The following is a 21,841-nucleotide window of genomic DNA, read 5'->3' on the forward strand; positions in this document are numbered from 1 at the left end:
CTGCAATGAAGTAGATCTAATGGCAGCATAGTCATAGCTCTCTACGCTATATCTACAATGGCTTGACAAAACACACTTTTTTTGTTAATTACGGCTTGAAAAGTGAATTCGTCGTCCGTACAGGTGGATATTTATTTCACAGGAGGCCGAAAGATTGCGCTCAAGCTGCTTTTTTACTAGGTTTTAAAAAAATTTTTAAAGTTCAGTTGCAAAAGTTCGTCCCCATTATTTATAATTTCATTGCACTTTAGTAAATGACATTAAATTAAAGATAATGCTTTGATATTGCCCCCTATTTGAAGTGTTGCTTAGCTAGCTTAAGAGTTCCAAACAAACTTTAGTATGCTTCTTAATTGGCTATCAAAAATATTGTCTTCTCGTTCAATACCTTTTTGGGTCTGGTAGTTAAATCATTTAATTAACACGTCTAGCCCTGATATTTGGTCAGGAATTATGGAAAGTTATTTGAAAAATACAAATACCATGGAAGTTAACCATGCTAAAAGTAGAGGTAAGCACCAAATTGAAATTAGTGCCACCGTACTTAGAGAAGTTGTTAATAAATTCATTCCTTACCTCATCATTAAAGATCACCGTCAAGCTGGTAAAATCAAATTTTCCTGCCAAAGCTTGATTTTTACTTTAGTGCTTTCATGTATTTGTGGTAAGAGATCTGCTTGTGCAATTGGCAAATTTTGGTCTGAGAACCAATACTTATTAAAAAGAGCTATCCCTGGCATGCCTGATATTCCTGTCTCCCATGACACTATCAAGCGCACTTTAGAAAGCCTCGTTTTTGAACACATTGAGCTCTTTATGGAGAGCTTTGCACTACACTTATTGTTTGAGACTTTAAGTGACTTACACGTTAGCTCTCAAATGCCTAATGATTTAGTGCCTTACTACAAAGAGGTACTTTATGAGTACAACATTATGCAAAAAGAGCGTACTTTAAGCCCTGAAGACGGCGGCAGCCCTATTAAGCCTCCTTTTGTAGTAAATTTATTTGCCAGCAACTTTAGGATATATGAACTACCTGAGTCTGAAAAAGAGTTGCTCTTAAATTGTAATAATGTGATTGAAACTGTACGCAAGTTCAAAAACATAGGCTGTTGCGCTAAAGCTTCTTTTTATACTAAACACTATAATTTGCCTAATGAGAGTGTTAGCTACAATTTGCAAACTCAACCTCCTGTTGAGAAAAAGGCTGATCAAAGTAGATTTACTTTGAAAATTGACCCTAAACTCAATCACAACAAAAAGTTCAATGCCTGTCCAGATCTAGCGGCTATGGCATCTGGCTACAAATAAGAACAAAGTTCTTACCTCTACTCTTAGCCTTAATTGCTCCCCATTTAAGGCTAAGGTTGTTCCCTTATCTCAATTTACTCTTAGCTCTCTAGTTTCAAAACCTTTATCCCCTTAAGGTCAGTTAAGCCTCATTCCTTATCCCTTCCTTTTAGACCTTTAGCTCTTTAGCCTTTCTTTTACCTAAGTACTTTTACTCTATGAACTGCTTATTGGTATAAGCTTGCTATGGCTTACAGCTTTTCCCTATGGACATAGGTTTACCATCGACCAGTATTTGCTAGTTTGCTGGGCAGTTAAGATGTTGTCTTAATTCCTTGTTTCTTTGCTGTTGTTGAGGCTGCTCTTTACTGATAGGGGTAATTGCCTCATACATCCTATCTGCTGCCATATAGGTTGTAATCTGGACTAAGAGGTGGTGCGACTTAATGTGGCCAGAGCGCTTTTATTTTGATGAATAACCATGTGATAAAAATAGGCAGAAACTAGATATGTATCGCAATTATTGTCTTTCAACCATGGTCTTTTTCAGGTAAAATTAGGTATGTAATTATTATGTTCATTCGTGGCGTTAATTGCGCTGATTTGTAATTTTTTTGGGAAGTTAAATTAGTTTGGCGCAGGCCCCAATTTTTGAGGTTCTAAATATGGCATTATATGTTAATACCAATGTTTCAGCCGTAAAAGCTGTCAAACAGACCCATCAGGTCAATAATCAACTTCAGATTACTCAAAAGCGCTTAGCTTCTGGCCTTAGAATCAATTCAGCCAAAGACGATGCTGCTGGTCTGTTAATCTCCAATCGCATGACAGCTCAGATTAACGGGCTTAATCAGGCATATCGTAATACCAATGATGGTTTAGCCTTAGCTCAAACCATTGAAGGTGGCATGAACGAAGTAACTGATATGGTTCAGCGTATGCGTGAACTCTCAGTTCAAGCAGCCAACGGTACTTTAGATAGCGCAGCTCGTGATGCTATTAAGCAAGAGGCCGATGCTTTAGCCTCTGAAATTACTCGTATTTCCGAGCAAACCACCTATGGTGGCAAGACCATTTTAAATGGCTACGATGCTCAAAATGGCACTTCTATTTACCAGACTGGCTCAGCAGCTCCTCAACAAGGTAATCCTAATATACGCTCCTCTGGCCGCTTAGACTTACAAGTTGGTGCTAATGCTGGCGACCAGATGTCTTTTGATGTCGACTCCACTCAATTAAGCCGTATGGTCTCTGACCAGGTTTATAATCAAGATGGCTTAGCCATGGGCTCACAACAAGAGTCCTCTAACTTAATCGACACCATGGATTCTGTGCTTTCTCAAATTGATAGTCAGCGTGGAGAGCTTGGAGCCGTGCAAAATCGATTAGAGTCAAACTTACGCTCTAACTCTATTTCTGCTGTTAACCAGGCTGACGCTCGCTCACGTTTACGTGATACTGATTATGCAGAAGAGGCCAGCAACTACACTCAGCAACTGATTATTGAGAAGTCTGTAATGGCAATGATGATGAAAGCTAATACCCGTCCTCAACTTGCAGCTCAGCTTTTAAAGATGGTCTAATAGTTTTTGTTCATTTACACCTCTACTAAATTCAAAGCCTTGGAGAGATCCAAGGCTTTTTTGTATAAATAAATTTAATATGCTTGATCTGGGTATGCTTTAATAAGTGGTGCTGCGTGTTAAAATAGATATTCAGTTTCGTGTTTTTATTCCGATGTTGATTGTTACTAAGGGTAAGAGGCTTTATAGAGCTTATTATTTCCTTTGTTTAGTACCTGATTGTTAGACATAAGGAGCTAGTTGTGACAGAAAAGCCAAATGATAAGTTCATTCGCTTCTTAAAGATTTATGGCCCTTGGACTGGCAGTAATAATCAATTTGATGAGTATGTGTCGGATAACGCTGCTGATCTTGGTATTGAGCCTTTTCACTTTACTATTCCAGCACTCCAAGAGTACAAAGACCAACTTACCGATCTTATAAAACATAAGATGGGCAAGCTCGTACTTATTTGCGGCCAAGCTGGCGATGGCAAGACCCACATGCTGCATCAAATGTATCTTGATGAGAGCTTAATTGGAGTTGGCCCTCAAGCATGGAAAGAGCAACTTGCTAATAAAGAACTTATCTCTCACTTTATCTATCAAGACATCCAATATACTGTAGTTAAAGATCTCTCTACTATTGATAGTGATATTGAGTTACTAAAACTTGCTCCTTCTTTATGTGACACTTTACAAGTTAAGCTACCAAAACTTAAAAAGGAATTTCACGAGCTAAAAATTTATCTGGAAACTGCTATTAATAAGCAAAAGCTTGCTCATATGGTGCTGATTGCTGGTAATAATGGCAAGATTTTAGAAAGATTTAAGCGTCTTAATGAGCTTTTTGAAAGTGATGTAGTGCCAAGCGTTGCTATTGAACAGCTTGAAGATCATATGATTCATCACAGCTTCTTTAATCATGAACATATTAGATGCTTTGATTTATCTGTATGCCTAGATGAAACTGTAGTAGAGGAGATCTACCACACTATTTATGATCATGAGCGCTGGAGCGTTTGTAAGCAATGTTCACGCTATGAGCTTTGCCCTATAGTAAATAATAGAGCTCTCTTAAGACAGGAACAAGTAAAAGAGCGTGTTAAAGCTATGTATCATTTATTATCTGACAATGGTACTCACTTTACAGTGCGCAATATTCTAGTTGAACTTATCAATGCTTTGCTGGGCAATACGAGCAATCCTGTAACCAGTCGTTTCTTTACTTGCCAAAAGGTTTTAAATGCCACTAAAGATGGTGCCCAAAAGCTCAACGAAATTATCAGCCTGCCTTTTGATAACCTACTAGGTCTTAACCTCACTAGCAGTAGCTCCAAAAAGGTTGCTGATATCGCCCCTATTTTCCAACAATTAGACCAACTCAAAATTGGCCAATACTCTACTCGTTTAATCGATCGCTTTATTATGTTTGGCGCTCAAAGTCAGATCTCAGTGATTAAAGAAGGCTATGAGCAGTACGTAAAAGTTAAAGGCTTTGAACAAACTATTAGCAAACTGGAAAATAGCCTTTATGAGTTAACCCATGATGATATTTCTGAGAATAAGAGCTCATCAGTGTTAGATAGCATGCAAACTCCGCTACAGAGTTTACGTACTATGCTCTTTTTTACCATGCCTCAAGAAAAGCACTTCCAAAACATTAATAGTCAGGAGCAAGGAGGCCTTTTTAATCCTTTCTTGCTAACTGCTTTTAAGCATGGTCAGGAATATTTACAACTTAAAGAGCTCGTACTTTCAGCCAAATCTTTACTGGGTAATAAAACTGCACAATCTTTAATTGTAGGACTGAACCGTGCCTTTACTAATCTTATGATTATTGGCAGTGAGGACGAGTTAATTGTTACTACTAACAATACCCTTAATGATCAAATGATCTGTGTAGTGGACGACAAAAACCGCTTTATTCTCAAGTGCGACTTTGCCCAGGGCATGTCTGAGCAAGTTTTAAAAATTGTTCCTAGTCCTTTAGTTGATGACTATCAGGGTCTTATGTGTTTAGCTTTTTATGGCAAGAATACTAACTCTAAGTACACTCTAAACCAAAAATCACGTGAGTTATTAAATAAGCTTAATCAACTAGGCCAGCAGCAAAATGAGGCTATTGCTAATCAAGCCGATCAAGCCGATTTACTGCAATTAAATTTGGAAATCCAAAAAGTTAGTGAACAATTGCAAAACTTGAACCTGCCAGAGGAAAAGCCGCATTTACGCCATATTGCTAAATTAGCAGTTAAGCGCCAATGTGACTCTAACTTACTGGCTGATTCTTACAATAATTATGGTTCTAATGCAGAGCTTATTTGTTATTTGAAGCTAACGCCTAAAATCTTTGAATACTTAATCTCTTTGGCATCAGGAAAAATGAGCATTTCATTCTCTCAAGAATGTCAGCAAACTATTGCCAACTTTAAGGACAACTTATTGTCCTACTTAAGTCGTACTCGTACCCATTATTTAACCCCAAATCATAATCATGCTGATGATGAGAACTTGGAGTTGAGCCTGAGTATCGGCCATAGAGAGTATTGCAATCGTATAGTCAAAGGCCAAGGTAGAAACAAGCTAGGCCAAGAGCAAGTTAGAACTATTAACCAAAGAATTAACAATATTGTGTTCTTTAATGGTAGCGACCAAGACCTAATTAAATAGCTATCTGGTGATTAGGAAAAATTGCAGTATTAGACTTATGATCTAATGGTTTACTCAGGCGCTATAGTAATGCTCTAAGTCATGCAGAGCGTAATAGCTAATTTTTGTGTTTAGGACTTTTTAATGAAAAATAATAAGCAAGAAAATTCTGCCCACAATTTAGCATTGATGCGTGGCTTAGCTAAGCTTAAATCCATGCAGCAGCGTCAAGAACAAGAGCAAGCTGATGCTATTGAGGCTCACCTTTTAGCGACCAAAATATCGCTCAAAGCCCCTGCCAAAGCACCAACACCATCCCCTGCTCTGCGCAAGGTTACTACCAGCTTAAATCTTGAGGAAATGGAGAGTCTACACAAGGCTCAAGATAGCGCTATTGATGCCAATACCATTAGCTATCAAGAATCAGCTAATAAGCAAAGTATCGAGCGTGCTGCGTCCTTACTCAAAAAAGCTACTAGCCGTAATCATGATGAAAGCTCTGCGCCCTCTGCGCTGGCTGTAAGTGCCTTAAAAAAGCAGCCACAAATATCAGCCACCCCAGAGTTAAGCGCCTCTTTTGTGGACTCACAGAGCCAACACCTAAAAGATACCAACACTGTCATTGCTGATGGTGATAGTGCTCATGCCTGGCCGCTAAATGAAGATCCCCTATCTTCTACTACAGCCACCCCAACCACAACCACAGCCACAGCCACAGCCACAACCAGTGCAAACTTAGCTGCCTTAAATGCTACCTTAGCATCCCCAGCCGATGCTGACATTGACGCTGATGCTGCCACTCCAGCCAATGACAGTGCCAGCACTCACGAGACAAACAACAGCACTAGCACTGAGGTTAAAGATGCTAAAGCTAACACCAAAACAAGCTCTTTAAATAGTGAAACAGTAAAGAGCAAAACTAAGAGCATTACTAAGGCTAAAGCAGCTCGTCTTAATCCTAAAGACAAAGAGCTGCATATTACCTCTGGTCAAGAGCACAACTTGTCTCATGCCCAAAATGCTCAAGATACTAGCTCTAGTGCTAAGGTTTTATATAGCGCCTCAAGCATGCAAGAGCCTAACAACCTTGATGCTTTAGAACTTAATAATGCGACCATGAGAGCTAATGTAACCTTGGATAACAACCAAGCTCTTAGCATTAAGGCCACCTCTGAGCTAATTTCAGCAACCCAAAAGGTAGCGCACTCTCAAGCGCCCGCTCCCAGCGCAACTGTAAAAGTTAAGCCTGTAGCCGCTAATACCTCCGACCACCAGAATGATGACGCTTTACCTGAGGCCCCAATTAATAGTGCGCAGCCAGAGCAGCCATCAGCTGATAACACTACAACTGAGAGCTTACCTGAGGACATGACAAGCTCTAGCAGCGCAAGCAGCAATCAAAAAGAAACTGAGACCGCCCTGGAGGCTGTAACAGTAACTGACACTGTTATTGAGGCTATCGCTGAGCCTGTAGCTGATAACACTACAAGAGAAAGCTTACCTGAGGATATGGTAAGCTCTAGCACTGCAAACAGAGAGCAAAAAGAAGCTGAGACTGCCCAAGAGTCTGTAACAGTAACTGACCCTGTTATTGAGGCTATCGCTGAGCCTGTAGCTGATAACACTTCAACTGAGAGCTTACCTGAGGATATGGTAAGCTCTAGCACTGCTAACAAAGAGCAAAAAGAAACTGAGACTGCCCAGGAGTCTGTAACAGTAACTGACCCTGTTATTGAGGCTATCGCTGAGCCTTTAGCTGATAACACTACAACTGAGAGCTTACCTGAGGACATGGCAAGCTCTAGCACTGCTAATAAAGAGCCAAAAGACACTGATACTGCCCAAGAGTCCGTAGTAGCTGATAACACTACAAGTGAAAGCTTACCTGAGGACATGGCAAGCTCTAGCAGAGCTAATAGAGAGCAAAAAGATACTGAGACTGCCCAAGAGTCCGTAGTAGCTGATAACACTACAAGTGAAAGCTTACCTGAGGACATGGCAAGCTCTAGCAGAGCTAATAGAGAGCAAAAAGAAACTGAGACTGCCCAGGAGGCTGTAACAGTAACTGACCATGTTATTGAGGCTATCGCTGAGCCTTTAGCTGATAACACCGCAAGTGAAAGCCTACCTGAGGATATGGCAAGCTCTAGCACTGCTAACAGAGAGCAAAAAGAAACTGAGACCGCCCAGGAGTCTGTAACAGTAACTACCCCAGTTATTGAAGCTATCGCTGAGCCTTTAGCTGATAACACTTCAACTGAGAGCTTACCTGAGGATATGGTAAGCTCTAGCACTGCTAACAAAGAGCAAAAAGAAACTGAGACTGCCTTGGAGGCTGTAACAGTAACTGACCCTGTTATTGAGACTATCGCTGATACTGTAGCTGATAACACTTCAACTGCAAGCCTACCTGAGGATATAGCAAGCTCTAGCAGCGCTAATAGAGAACAAGAAACCGAAGGAGCAGCTGTTCAAGAGAATAGTAAGGACGTGCTTAAGGGCGATAAGGAAAGTCGCACTAAGGTTAAGTCTACTAAGAGCAGCTTAGGAAATAGCGCAAGCGCTGGTGCTGAGGTTGAGGCTGGTGCGGGCGCTAGCACTGGTGCTGGTGCGGGTGCTGAGGAGCAGATTGCATCTGAGGTGAAGCGCAAGGCAAAGGGGAAAAAGGGCGGTAATGCCTATGCTAGAAATTATAGTGAGTTTGTGCGTCTGTTTGGCTCTAGCAGTGCCTCGATTAAAGAGCGTACTGTTGATTTGATTGAGCATGTCTTTCAGGCTGAAAGCGAAATTTTAGGTGAGCGCTATGAATATACGCTTAAAGACCATGAAGTCTTTTGTTTAGAGCAAAACCTCTTTGGTAGTGGGCTTAACCTTGCTGATACTGGTGTTGATAAGCAAGTCAGTTTATTAGAGCTGTTATTGGTGTTATTAAGCCAAAATCAGAATGTTTTAGAGCACCGACACGTTTCCAATTCCTCTGAGGTTAAGTACAGCTTTATTAAGCGCCAAGCTTTAACCTTAAGACGTATTGTCTTTAATAACCCTATGGTTGAGCGCATCAATACCAGCCAAGGAACTGATGACGAAAAGTGGCTCAGCTGGCAGCGTGACTTTAATGAATTTAATCAAAAGAGTGATGCTAACTTTAAGTTAGATACTAATCACTACCATTTATTAAAGCGTGCTTTCCATAATTTTGATAACTTTACCAAAGCTATTACTTTATTAAGATCCTGGGCCATTGTGCCTAATAAAGCCAAGGCTTGGACAGAGCATTTCTTATTTCCATTTGGTGCTGAGTCTTTATACTACGACACTACTGATATGCTAGCTAAAGGAGCAAGCAACCATTGTACAAACTTTGGACAATTGCTCTTTACTATGCTTATGAGGGCACATCCAAAGAGCACCCCAGATCAGCAAAATGCCTTATTAATGTTGTGCGATTGCTTCTTTGAACAACATGAGGGCTTTAATGTTTTTGCTCAGCTCTTGGGTGATAGCTTTAGCTCAGGAGAGGATGAAATCATTGCTCACTTGCGTAGTCAATTACCAGAAGACAGCAATAGTACTGACCAGTCCTGGAGCTCTTGCTCTAATGTCTTTAAGCAGGCTAGCCAAAATTTATTACAAGAGTGCGAATTTGTACCTTATAAAGAGCATCGCTGCTTTGATCAACTAGAGGAAGATTTCCGTCAATTACTAAGTCTTAACCTGACTAAACAGCAATTGCTCAAATCCCTAAGTGTCATGGGCATGCTCAATATTTTGATTTATTTCTTAGAGCAAGAGCAGCGTTTAGCCTCAATCAATAACTCTAAGAATGTACCTAATATTGATTTAGTACTGTCTTTGGGTAATAAGGCTAGTCCAAGAGTAGCCAAGCTCTCTTTAGATCGTTTGCAGGCTAATGACAAATTACACTCAATAGCCTTAAATAATTTTATTACCCAACGCCTTTATTTGCTCATACGTTGTTGTGTCTCTTACTTTAAAGAAGATCTCAAACTTGACCCTAAAGAGCAGGACTTAGTATGTAACTTAACTCGAGTAGCCTTTAACTTTGTTACTCATAAAGCTATTACCATTGATTTAAATGGCAAGGGCTCTATTTATGTTCAAGATAACATTAGCTCAAAAGAGCTAGCCTCAAGCCATAAAAAGGCACATAATCCTTTAAATAGGGTACAAGAGAGCCAACCATATCCAAGTTACAAAAATGTTCTAAACACTATTAGTAACGCTCTCATGTCTCATACTGGGAATAACAAATCACCACATCGTGATTTAGCTATTGAAATTGGCTTAATTAGTGGTACACAAAAAGCTCATCAGTACTACTCTTTTAGCGACGAGCTGTTACGTACTTTAGTACTATGTTGTGTCGATAAAAATAAGTCTATGATTATGCTTAGCGAGTTTTTACAAAAGTTATATGACCGCTATCATATCGTTATCGGCCCACAACAGGCTCATTACTATTATTCATCGAATACTCAAGGCCGCAGCAATCACATTGAGGAAAAGGAGTTTAAAAAGAATCTCAATGAGCTTATTGCTCAGCTCAAACGTATGGACCTTTTAATCAACTTGTCAGACTCTTGCGAATATGTCACAAACCCTTTTTCCATTCATAGCTAAAGTTAATGCTCCACGAGCACTATTCAGCCCTCAAATTCGCTACTCCAAGCCACCTTCTCAGGCAATGGGCTTGTGTGCTGCTGTAGTGCGTGCTGGGCGTAATGAGCAAAATCCTTTGCTCTATAACCTAGCTGCTGGCCATTATAGCGATGGTGGCTTGCCTGTTAAGATTAAAGAGTTTGAGCCTTACGCTCCATTTGAGCCCTATGAGTCTCGTATATTACACGAGTCTCAGGAGGAGCTATTGTCTGAATCAAACTCAGATCTTAAAGAGATCCCTGATGGCCAAGAGGCTGCTGTGGATGCTAAAGCTTTAGCATCTCAAGCTGGCGCTTTAGGTTCAGTTACAGCGCCAGTACCAGCTCCTATTCCAGAGGCACTTGATGTTGACATTGATAGCATTTTAGAGGGTGTGCGTAAGGGTACTATCAGTAGTGTTAGTCCTGAAATTGCCCCTGCCTTGGTCTATTTCGTACCTCAAAAGCAAGACAATAAAGTAGATAATTCACAACCAAATAAGCAAGAGCACAGTGAAGCTAATAACCTTGATGCACACAAATCAGCCCCACAGGACACACATGGTAGCCAACAGGGTGCCTCTGATGTACACAACGACGCTGTAGTAGAGAAAAAGCGTGCACCACAGAGCTATATTAGTAGCGAGTATAAAGCTGTGCTTACTAATAGCCCAGATGAGACTATTATTGCCAACCAATATATCAAAAAGGAACTTAGGCCTTTGACCAGCAAGGTCAAGCAAATGGCTTATAACTTAATTGGCTTTTCTGGTATGGAGGCTATTCGTGCTCACTTATGTACCTCTAGAGAGGAGTACCTCCAGCAAAGTAATAATGGCACTAAAGGCATTGGCTTAGTGATTTTTGACCACTTAGATCCTAGCTATATTGACCATATTTGTACTCATATCTACCTGCATCAAAAAAACAATTTAAAAAAGATGCTTCTTGATTTGGGTGAAAGTGAGTCCTCGGTTGATAAGCAAGGTCTCGTGGTACCTTCTCCTTTTAGAACCGCAAAGGATAAAGGCCTAGGTCGTGACTTTAAACGTGTCCAAACTTTTATTAATTGGATAAATTCAGTTGGTGAAGAGAGCTACGATGTCTTCGATACTGTACATTTAGCTATCCCTCGCCATACTATTAAAGACCTTAACAGCGCTAATAGTAATTTCTATGTAGATAGAATCAATCGTGCTATTCACTGGCGTGACCATAACAATGATACAGGCCAAATTGTCTTAAGTGGCGTAAACTCCGATGACATTCAGTCTTCTATGGAGGGCGTTCCTAGCATTAAAAATGATGATCTCATTGCTATTATGATTGAGAACATCGATAACTTCTTTGAACGCAATTACGAAAATTATGGACTTAAGCGCTATAGCTGTAATTCCCCTAAAGATCCTTTGAAAATTACCTTAGGACTATTACACACTAATGGTGATTTTTCCTTTAGTCTCTTTGATTTAGCCTCATATGTAGCCTTATGCTGGATTTACTACAATGAAGTAGAGGATATGCCTCAGGCTTTGGGCATGGCTATGCCTATTTTAAGTCTGCCTCGTGAGGATAATTTATTTAAGAGCCCTAGTGCCAAGAGTGCTACAGAAAAGCGCTATAGCAATATCTTAAATAACAAGGCTGCTTATAGCCTTTGTTATCGTAATGGCTTTGATCTTAATGGTGATGAGCTTACCACTAAATCATTGTTAAATAACCTCTACCAAAACTTTACCTGGCCTGGCAAAGACGATTCCTTATGGCCAATGGGCGATAGTACCGTTAAGGACAATAAGACTATTGCTCCTTTAGTAGAGCTTAATACCTACGAAATTTGTAATATTCGCAATTTCTTGTCAATAGCTCCATACCGTGACTCTGACCAAGAGCGCTTTGACCGTGCTTACAATTCTTTATGCTTTATTGAATGGCAAAATAAACTGCAAAAGCTCTTTATTGCCGTTAGCGATAGTAAAAATGAAAACAAACTTTTAAGTGAGCTTACCCGTGAGCATATTGAACAAGAGCAGAAAAATGGTGTTGAGCCGCTTAGCGAAGAGGAAAACGAAATCTTGCCATTGTGCGATAAGCCTAATCGCATGCGCACCCTACAGGATCTCACCGCTTTAATAGGCTTTTACACTAATCGCCAATTTGTTATTCAAACCTCACCTTCACTTAATAAGGCCTGGGAAAAGATCCTATTTGCCCAAGAGCGTTATGAGAGCGAGAACTTCTTACTGTCATTAGCTCAGGCCCTACTCTACATTATGAAAAATGTTGAGAGTAAACAAAAACTAAGTAAGGTGATTTTGGATTTACCATTGAACTTTAATGACTTCACTAAAGTTAACATTAATGTTCTACGTAGCTTCTCTATCTACTTTGGTTATTCCCTTAAAGAGTTGATTGCCAGCTCTAATGGCTTATTTGAGATAACTTTTGCCTCACAAAGCTACCTAAAGCAAGCAGATGAGATTAACCCTCTGCTTAACTTTAATGCTTTTTATAAGGTTCATAAATTTAAGAATACAGCATCCATTTCCAAAGCAGCTACTACTTTGAAGTTTAGCCTAACTCCTTACTATCAAGATGGCACTCAAGGTGAAAGCCTACAGCTATACTGGGCTCTATCCTGCGAGCAATTTGCTTTTAATATTTTTAAGGATGCCAGCTTCATTGGTAAGAGTGATTGTTTCCAATGTGCCACTTATGATAGAGCATTAGAGTTGCAAAGCAGCGCTATTACTAAGCTTGATGTCTTTAAGTCCTCAAGCTTTAGTTTTAACCATCAGGGTCGTGATCACGCCGTTTTTGCAATAAAAACTGCTAATACCAATAACATCACCAAGCTGTTATCTTTAGTAATTACTAAGGCACAAAATGATCTGACTGCTGCTCTGAATAAATTCGAGCAAAGTGAGCCTTTATCCCAATATCAAGCTTACATTAAAGAAGTTCAAGAGTGTCACAAAGAGCTAGAGACAGTAACATGTGAGTTAAAGCAGTTTAAACATGATTATTTGTCTTGTCTGTATAATCTCTTAGATTGTTCTTTAAGCTCACAAAAAACTAGCGCTTTAGTGACTAACTATAGCCTCTTACAAAATAAGCTGATGAGCGCTCCGCTTGGTACTAGCCCATTTACTCGTAATTATGCTAAGAACCTCTTAGAGTTATTAGTAATGATTGGTATGGCTTATGAGAGTACTAGTCTTTCTAATGACCTTTATAAGTTATTACCACGTGATACTGTCGTTGATCCTGATACTAATGTACCAAGTAATTACCTTACAGCTTTAGCAACACCATTTTGTGTTGAAGGCTTGCATTTCCTAGTAGTTAAAAATGAGCGCTTATTAAAGCTTATGCAAGGCATTCTTGAGGGCAGAACTAAGCTTAATAATCAAAATCTCTATCTTGAGCATCTTGCTAATGAAATTAGCTATAGCGACAATAGCGAGCACTTGATTCGCTTTAACCACTCAACTAATCGCTTTGATTCTCTAATTAGCTATCAAAACTATTTAGGCTATACGCTTTACCAAAATGCTAATGCCTATCAAGAGCGTTATAGTGCCCTCTTGCCTCAAGACTTTGCCTCTAGCGTAGCTCTTGCTAATAAGAACCTTAAGTCTAATGCAGGCTATAACAATGTGATTGGCCAGTATCAGCAAGACTATTTAAATGAAGTAGGCGACTATATTGAGCATTACTTAAAGAGCCGTCCATATTTAATGGAACAGTGCACCATTATGATTTACTTCTGTGGTGTCATTGATTTAATTGTTGCTATTTATCGCTACTTAGAGCAAAACCGAGCCTTAAGTAAGGTGAAATTCAATCTCTTAATTGTAAATTGCACCTTACAAGAGTCTAAGCTCATTTATCAAATCTTTGAACAAGAAAAAGCTCAAAGAAGCAAAGGCAATATTGATGGCTCCTTTATTCAGCGTATTGTCGTAAGTGTTCTTACTACTGACAATCGCTGGTCTGCTAATTTAGATAGCCATTTTAGTAACTACTTAAACCAAGAAAAATTGAGTTTTAATCAAGAAGATGAGGCTCAAGATAGCACTCTTGGCAGCGAAATGGACTTACAAGAGCTAAGCCGTATTGCTGATATTACTTTAATGTTCCATGTTTTTGATGCCAATGCTACCTGTAGGTTCACTACTCGCAATGTCAATGTGCCTATTGTGCTTAATGATGGTGAGTATCAGCCATCCTTAATCAATTGCTCTAATTATCAAGAACTTTTAAGTGCTGATATTAATAATTTGGGCTCTAGTTCCTTTGCCAATAATTTAGGTAAGTATTTAGTATGTCCTGTTATGACGGTTAGCCGTGCGCAAATGCAGCACTCTTTATACTACTTGGTAAAACAGGATTTAGAGCTCTTTAACAAGGCTAATCCAAACTTAACAGCATTGCTAAAAGATAAGTTATCAAATAACTCTAACACTCAATCTTTGAGCAACGATCTTGAATCTGCTGTGCCTTTAGTTGGAGTGCCTTTATTTGAGCTGGCTTTAAGCGACAAAGATAATGGCCAAAAACAGGCCATTAGCTCTATTATTAAACAAGTACACAATAGATCTGATGTAGTAATTTACTTTGATGATCTCATGTGTCGCTTGGTGCTTACACAAAATAATATTGATGTAGTTTACTATCATAAGTTACGCAATTTTGCGCTTAACTTTATGGTAGCTTCCCACAGTCTTGAGCATCAAAGCAGCCATCACCTAGAGGAATTATTAAAGCTCTTAAAAGTTACTAATGACTACCAACATGCCTGTAACAAGGTAAGACAGGATGCTATTGCCATTTCAGGCTCGATCTTATTAAGAGCTGAAACCAAACGCATTCATGTTTATGAAATGATGGGTCTAGTACTGTCTAAGTACTTAGGTAACTACATTTTCTCCTCTCTTGCTCAAAACTTTAATGGTAAAGGACTCTTAAAGACCCCTACTTATGTGTCTTTAGATGACTACTGTGCTCTTTTTGGTAAGAAGAACCAATTACGTGCCGATATTTTAGGCCTACAACTGTATGAGCGCACCACACAGACCCAAGACCAGAGCGCAGAGGCGAATGTATCACAAGTCAATAACTTACCACGTCGCTATGTGCTTACCATAGTGGTTATAGAATCAAAGTTTTTTGAAAAGCCAAATGACAAGGCTGCTTCAAAATCTTTAAGCCAAACCCAGGCTTCTACTCAAAACTTCTACAACACTTTATTCCCAAGTGATAATGCTATTAGTGATGAGCGTAAGTTGTGGTTAAGCCGCATTGCCGATATGTTATTGACCAATGCTAATTTTGCCCACCATTTAGAGTCCTCTAACAATAACAATACAGGCCCATTATTAAAGACCTCCTCTACTGACTTTGTCAGAATACAAGAGCTCTTAAGAAATGGTCATATTGATATTGTTATCAAGGGCGTTTCCCTGGTTTATGCTCACAGCAATGAGGATATTACCTATAACAAGACCCAAAGCTCTAAAAAAGGCCGAGTTTTAGGCCCTGGTATTAATTATGAGTTGGTAAGTTCTTACTTAGCACACAGCAAAGACAGATATCCTGTAATGCAAGTAAAGATCTATCAACAAGCTCTCTTTAATATTATGAGGATGTACCTCAATGATAGCCCTGACAATGCTCTTAACTATTTAATCGAGCACGATCATGAGCACTTTATCACCTCATATTTGCAAACTCTCGATACCTTAACCCCAAGCCCAAGCCCAAGCCCAGACTCGGGCTCGGGCTCAGGTTCTGACTCAGACTCAAGTTCAGAGCCTAAGTCAGACTCAGGCCCAGATTCAGGTTCAAGCTTAAGCTCTGGCTTACAATCAGGCAGCAACACTAGCTCAGGTACTGACGCTAGCGCTAACTCTGCCAACATTGAAGCACCTATTATGAGCACTAGTTTCGAGACTGAGGCTAACAATGATATAGGCTCATCAAGCCAAGAACTTATGACTGAAACTACCAATGGTGAGCTAGAGACAGCTACTGCCGCTAAAGCATCAAAAGCTGCTAAAACTGCGCCCGCACCCTTGGCCGCTGTAGCTCCTGAGGTCGCTGTAGCTGACGAGGTTCCTGTAGTGCCTGAGGTTGCTGTAACCTCTGAGGCTACAGCCACTGCTGCAACTAAGAAAGCTAAAGAAGCTGGAGCCAAGGCTGACGATAACGCAAAACAGGAAGTACCTGAGGACAAACACGCTAGTGCTAGCTTTACCACCAGGAAATTAACCAAGAGTAATAAGCTTGATGATTCTGACACTAAAGAGAGTCAGTATTTTGTAAGTTCGACTAAGCCATCAACAGTATGTTTTGTCGATGATGGGGCTGGCGCTCTCAGCACTGAGCTACCACTTAACAGTCAAGACCATGGTAGCGAACCTAGCATGGAGGTTGATATTGATGGCTCGGCTTTAACTGATTTAATGACCCTCGATGATGGCCTTGATAATCCTTTTACTAAGGATATGTTGCTTGATGATGAGGTAAAAGCAACCATTAATAGCAATAGCTATAGCGCTATGCCATCACTAGACCATAGTCAGTCTTTAGGAGAAGATAAGTTGTTAGCTGATAGTGCTAAAGAAGAAACTTACGAAGTAATGGAAGCTGATAAGAGTGATAATCCAGAACTTAGTGGTTTTTGGCTTGAGCATCCTAACATGCATAGTCTGGTAGCAGATAATGCCGAGGCGATTAACTTTAACCAGCCTAAGACCTTGAGCTTTGTCCAAGAATCAGAGCAAGCTTTATTAACTGGTCTAACTAAGCTGGGCTTAAAGCCTGTACTTAAGAGTACCAAGGTTACTGCTAATGGCGTGATTTTTAGTTTTGAGGGCAATGATCGCTTCGAAACAGAAATGATTAACAAAGTTAGGGGTAAGCTCTTAACTACCTACGGCGTGAATATTTACGACGTTAAGCCAAAAGCACGACAAATTGATCTTTATGTTATGAATGAAGATCGTATTTCTATTCCATTCCTCGCCCTATTAGCTAAGAGACAGTTTAACTACGATTACTATCAGGTCGATGGTAAAAAACTTCGTGGCTACAATACCAAGCTTATTTTGGGCTTAGGTGAGGAAACAGGAGAAATAGTATATTTAGACTATAGAGAGGAAAACCCTCATACCTTAGTAGCAGGTACTACTGGCTCTGGTAAATCTGTACTGCTCAATTGCATGATCTTGGATATGGCTCTTACCAACTGGCCAGAGGAGCTAGAGCTGATCTTGGTTGATCCTAAGCGTGGTGTGGAGTTTGGCCCATTTGCCGATCTACCTCATTTAGCTAATAAGGGCATTATCATTGAAAAAGATGATGCCATTGCAAAGCTCAATGAGCTGGTTGACATTATGGAGCATCGCTCCGATCTGTTTACTGAGCTTACGGCATTAATCCATGCTACTAATCCTAAGTCCTATGTTCATATTAGAGATATTGATGGCTACAACCAGCAATGCTGTTCTTATGGCAAAGAGCGCATGAAACACATTATCTTTATCATGGATGAGTTTGCAGACTGGTTCTTGGATAAGCAATTTAAGGAAAATGCCATTAGTTGCTTACAACGCTTAGCTCAAAAAGGACGCTTTAGTGGCATTAATGTAATTTTTGCTACCCAAAGACCTGATAGCAAGCTTATGGACTCTAATGTTAAGGCTCAATTAGGTAATCGTATTGCCCTCAAGACTACAGATAAGACTAACTCAAAAATCATTTTGGATGATAGTCAGTTGGATGCTTCCAAGCTCAATGGCAAAGGTCATATGATTTGTAAGTTGTCCACAGTGCAATATGCCCAATCAGGCTACATTAGCCCAACTCTTGTCGATAGCTTAATTAGCGCCATTAACCGTGATTATCAAGCGCATATTAAAGAATAGCAAACAGCTATTTACCCACAAGGCTAGTGCACAGGCACTAGCCTTGTGTTTTATTAAGGCCAAGCTATCCCCTCTTGCACAAAGAGCTCCTCTTAGCCTTACCAAGCCAATGCATTGATAAATAAAGGCCGAGCATGACTTTTACCTCAGCTCTATCGCTATCCCTAGCCATTAGAGCAAGCCCAGCTTTGCCCAAGGCCAAGGCCATGAGCTTTTAGCTTTAGTCAGCTGCAATGGTAGAACCAGCCCTGGCCTAGCCAGGATAGAACAGGCTTTTTTGGCCTTGGAACAGACATAGGAAGACAGTTGGTTATTTATCAAAATTTGCTTAGATTTTTGCGTTGGGTAGGTAATAAATTCGTATAAATGCCCCTAAACATACAGCAAAACTGTTAGTTGAACGTAAATATTTGAATGTCTAACCTATGTCAGTTTAAAGCGCACCTATATCTAGTTTAAAAAAGCTAATAAAATTTTTTGATTTTCTTAATTAGAACTTTTGCTCATTTTTGTGCCAAAAACGCAATTTGCGCACTATAAGCACAAATGGCATCTATAATTAAGTTTTTTGCACTCTGGGCACGCACACATAGACTTAGCTCACTAACTTAATCATATTAGCTATATTTAGAGGCTAAAAAGGTGTATTATTGCTTATTGAAGATGATGATAATTCAAGCTAAAAGTAGCAGTTTTTGCTATTGTGTGCTTTTTGGATCCTAAATCAGCCCTTAGATTTTAGATTCTTTAGATTTTCTTAAGCTTTTTTAGCAAAGATACGTGTTAATTTGCTAAATTAATGATATCTTGATAATTAAGTGACTAACTCTTTGGTTGAGTTGCCAAATAAGGGGCCAACGAGGATCTGAATACGCCTATCTTCAGGAGTATGTCACTCCATGTATGTACATTGGTTGTTTGTAACTAATTAGAATCTAGTATTCAATTCAAACAGTAATGTGTAAATTAGAGCAGACATAAATCAATCATGTTTAAAGCATGATCGTCTTTTTATCATCTAAGGTTTTTAATATGGTTAAGCCACCTGCTGATAGCACCATAAGTTGGTTTGTAAGTCAGTGTCACATTCACAAGTATGCACAGAAATCCACTATTATTCATGCTGGCGAAAAGGCTGAGACTCTTTACTATATTGTTAAGGGTACAGTAGTGGTTGTAATTAAAGATCATGATGGCCATGAGATGATTCTTACCTATTTAAATCAAGGTGATTTTATTGGTGAGCTTGGTCTATTCAATGAGTCTTCTGAAGAAAACCCAACTCGTACTGCATGGGTTAAGGCAAAGACTACTTGTGAAGTAGCTGAGGTTTCTTACAATAAGTTTAAGCAATTAGTTCAAGTAAACCCAGAAATCTTAATGCGTTTAGCCTCTCAAATGGCTACTCGCTTAGCTGATACCTCCAAGAAGGTAGGTAACTTAGCTTTCTTAGATGTTACTGGTCGTATTGCTAAGACTTTATTAAACTTAGCTCACCAGCCAGAAGCTATGACCCACCCAGACGGTATGCAAATTAAGATCACTCGTCAAGAAATTGGTCAAATTGTTGGTTGCTCACGTGAAACTGTTGGTCGTATCTTAAAGATGATGGAAGAAAATCACCTCATCCACGCCCACGGTAAGACTATCGTAGTCTACGGAACCAGATAATCTAAAACAGCCTAGCACTAAGTGTTAGGCTTTTTTCTTGCCTATTCCTACCTTTACTCCCTTCCTTTAAAAAAAATATTTAAGGCAAAATACGATAATCATCCCATATGCGTAGCTATTTATCATACAAGAGGCTTTAAGCTCACATGATAATTGCACGCTTGTGCTATACTAATAGAGATTTTTTGCGTGATCCTAGCTAGTGCCTGAGATTTGGGTACTGGTATTAGCCTATAAATTTAGGCCCCCTTATCTTAGGTTGCGTGAAGTTATGGTTTTTTTCTTGTTAAACGTAGCTTGCATTAGGAAAACTCACTTTTAGCAAGTTCAACGTTAAACCAACAGGAGTTATAAATGGCATCACTGCTTGAACGTGGCGTTCATTCATTTACCAAAGAAGAGCTCTTAGCTTGCTCACGTGGCGAGTTATTCGGTAAGGGCAATAGCCAGTTACCAGCCCCAAACATGTTAATGTTTGATCGCATTACCTCTATTCGTGCTGATAATGGTGAGCATGGTTTAGGCCAAATCACTGCTGAGTTAGATGTTACTCCAGATCTTTGGTTCTTTGACTGCCACTTCCCTGGCGATCCAGTTATGCCTGGTTGCTTAGGCTTAGATGCTATGTGGCAATTAGTAGGCTTCTTCTTAGGCTGGCGTGGCGGCCCAGGTAAGGGTCGTGCTTTAGGCGTTAAGACTGTTAAGTTTAAGGGTGAAGTTTTACCTGATTGCAAAAAGGTAACTTATGTAATTGACATCAAGCGCATCATTGAGCGCGGCCAATTAATTATGGGCGTAGCTGATGGTCAAGTTTATGTTGATGGCAAGCACATCTACACTGCTGAAGATTTACAAGTAGGCTTAATTCCTCCTCCAAAGGAGTAATCGAGAGCTTTACGCTCAATAAGCTTTAGCAAAATAGCCCTAAGGTGACAACATCTTAGGGCTATTGCTTTATAAGCGCACACTTTCTCAATCCCTACTACCATTATTAATCACATAAGCTATCCAATCCTTGCTAACTAAATATCGATCTGCATATAGCTGAGTCTAACGCAATAGGTACAAGTACAGACGCAGACGTTGCTACAAGTACCGATGCAGGCGCTGGTGCTGGTGCTGGTGCTGGCAAAGACCTTTTTTGCCTTTAACAATAATCAACTAGCAACAGGTACAACAACACATCTTAAGTGCGTGAAGGCAATGATTGCAAAGCCATCAAAAGAACACTGTCATTATGAAAAGGAAAAAGGTGTAAAAGAAATAGAGAGAGAGAGAAAAAAGGAACAGGCAGCTCAACTTGAGTGTTTGAGGCTGTGGAGCACAGGATTGACAAGGGCAGAAACAAAAAAAGCACCATAAGGTGCTCTCTTGCTAAATTGGTCGGTGATGCAGGATTCGAACCTGCGACCCACTGGTCCCAAACCAGTTGCGCTACCGGACTGCGCTAATCACCGTCCCATTTTATGATGCTAAATTTAGCTGGTCGGTGATGCAGGATTCGAACCTGCGACCCACTGGTCCCAAACCAGTTGCGCTACCGGACTGCGCTAATCACCGTCTCATTTTATGATGCTAAATTTTGCTTGGTCGGTGATGCAGGATTCGAACCTGCGACCCACTGGTCCCAAACCAGTTGCGCTACCGGACTGCGCTAATCACCGAGCGTGCTCATTATATGGATTCGTCAATCTACTGTCAACAAAAAATTAAGCAAAATTTAATAATTCTTGGCTCACTTACTAGGTTAGCCGTAAAAAATGGATAAATAAGCCTTATTTAAACTTGAGCAAAGTTAATTTTGCCATGCACCACAATAATTACTCCCTAGTAAGCCTCTATCAATACATCCCACGCCTTTGTTCAAAATAGAAAAATATTGATCTACCGCCGTAAAAGAGCGGTGAACTTTAACAGGTATTAGAAGGGCTTGTTCAAAAGTAAAAAAGAAAGACAACAATGGCAATCAACCCTTTAGATGCCAAAGCCCCTATTTGCTTATTTGAATGTAGCCCTGCCCTATTACTTATTAGAGATTAGGTTTTTCTTAATTATGATTGTTTAGACCTACTTTGATT

Annotated in this window: 8 protein-coding genes and 3 tRNA genes; 8 read left to right on the forward strand and 3 right to left on the reverse strand. The window is 39.8% G+C overall.

Annotation, left to right across the window (positions count from 1 at the left end):
- The first annotated feature begins 465 nt into the window (after positions 1–465).
- The 8 genes from MXE38_RS02875 to MXE38_RS02910 all read left to right on the forward strand — a co-directional run bounded on the left by MXE38_RS02875 (position 466) and on the right by MXE38_RS02910 (position 21,125).
- Complete coding sequence (locus MXE38_RS02875; RefSeq protein ID WP_246911096.1) at positions 466–1,311, forward strand: transposase family protein; 846 nt, start codon at positions 466–468, stop codon at positions 1,309–1,311.
- A gap of 644 nt (positions 1,312–1,955) precedes the next feature.
- Positions 1,956–2,873, forward strand: coding sequence for a flagellin (locus MXE38_RS02880; RefSeq protein WP_246911097.1), 918 nt, complete (start codon positions 1,956–1,958; stop codon positions 2,871–2,873).
- A 242-nt stretch (positions 2,874–3,115) separates the two neighbouring features.
- Entirely contained in the window at positions 3,116–5,524 is a 2,409-nt protein-coding gene (locus tag MXE38_RS02885; RefSeq protein WP_246911099.1) for a hypothetical protein, read from the forward strand.
- Between the two features lie 123 nt (positions 5,525–5,647).
- Positions 5,648–10,144, forward strand: coding sequence for a hypothetical protein (locus tag MXE38_RS02890; protein ID WP_246911102.1), 4,497 nt, complete (start codon positions 5,648–5,650; stop codon positions 10,142–10,144).
- Positions 10,113–18,092, forward strand: coding sequence for an FtsK/SpoIIIE domain-containing protein (locus MXE38_RS02895; protein WP_246911104.1), 7,980 nt, complete (start codon positions 10,113–10,115; stop codon positions 18,090–18,092). Before MXE38_RS02890 ends, MXE38_RS02895 begins: the two co-directional genes overlap by 32 nt.
- A gap of 1,032 nt (positions 18,093–19,124) precedes the next feature.
- On the forward strand, positions 19,125–19,763 hold the full coding sequence (gene crp, locus MXE38_RS02900) for a cAMP-activated global transcriptional regulator CRP (protein ID WP_246911105.1): 639 nt from the start codon (positions 19,125–19,127) through the stop codon (positions 19,761–19,763).
- Between the two features lie 354 nt (positions 19,764–20,117).
- Positions 20,118–20,648: a bifunctional 3-hydroxydecanoyl-ACP dehydratase/trans-2-decenoyl-ACP isomerase gene (fabA, locus tag MXE38_RS02905; protein ID WP_246911110.1), complete on the forward strand. Its 531-nt coding sequence runs from the start codon at positions 20,118–20,120 to the stop codon at positions 20,646–20,648.
- Between the two features lie 213 nt (positions 20,649–20,861).
- Entirely contained in the window at positions 20,862–21,125 is a 264-nt protein-coding gene (locus MXE38_RS02910) for a hypothetical protein (RefSeq protein WP_246911112.1), read from the forward strand.
- An 18-nt stretch (positions 21,126–21,143) separates the two neighbouring features.
- On the opposite strand, the gene MXE38_RS02915 is transcribed toward MXE38_RS02910, so the two are convergent.
- From MXE38_RS02915 to MXE38_RS02925, 3 genes are all read right to left on the reverse strand, one after another.
- Positions 21,144–21,220: transfer RNA gene (locus tag MXE38_RS02915), tRNA-Pro, on the reverse strand.
- 26 nt (positions 21,221–21,246) lie between these two features.
- A tRNA-Pro gene (locus tag MXE38_RS02920) sits at positions 21,247–21,323 on the reverse strand.
- 27 nt (positions 21,324–21,350) lie between these two features.
- A tRNA-Pro gene (locus MXE38_RS02925) sits at positions 21,351–21,427 on the reverse strand.
- Positions 21,428–21,841: the final 414 nt, after the last annotated feature.

The organism is Anaerobiospirillum sp. NML120448 (genome assembly GCF_023050945.1).
Classification (GTDB): Bacteria; Pseudomonadota; Gammaproteobacteria; order Enterobacterales; family Succinivibrionaceae; genus Anaerobiospirillum.